The sequence below is a fragment of the Nocardioides sp. CPCC 206348 genome (genome assembly GCF_048654705.1).
Lineage (GTDB): Bacteria > Actinomycetota > Actinomycetes > Propionibacteriales > Nocardioidaceae > Nocardioides.
In genome coordinates, this window is the sequence record NZ_JBMCZA010000145.1 from 6,287 (window position 1) to 6,679 (window position 393).

Here is a 393-nt window from a genome sequence, read left to right on the forward strand (position 1 = left end):
GGTGAGGGTCTTCCAGTACGCGTCGGAAGCGCCGACGGTGCCGAGCACGACCTTCACCGGACGGTCCTTGTCCAGCTCGGTGGTGGCGTCCTTGCCGGTGGCGCGGGGGATGTCGTCGCCGCGGGTGGCGAAGAAGATCACGGCGCCGATGAGTGCGAGCACCACGACACCGATGCCGAGCAGGAGGGGCAGGCGGGACTTCGGGGCCTCGATGAGGGGAATGTCGTCGGACATCGTCTTCCTTCTCGTTGCGGGCACGACTCGTGATCGCGCCGGGGAGCAGCCGGGTGGGCCGCAGGAGTCGCTCACTCTAAGACAAGTAACTTGAGTAAGTTAATCGGGGTTGATGGACCCGATGGTGGTGACAAGGAAGGCAGGCGCGAGGTCATTCCC

General features: G+C 65.1%; 1 pseudogene. It reads right to left on the minus strand.

The annotated features are described in order from the left end of the window. Positions 1–234 (minus strand): annotated as a pseudogene (locus ACOADB_RS10050) (hypothetical protein); the annotation flags it as partial. Between the last annotated feature and the right edge of the window lie 159 nt (positions 235–393).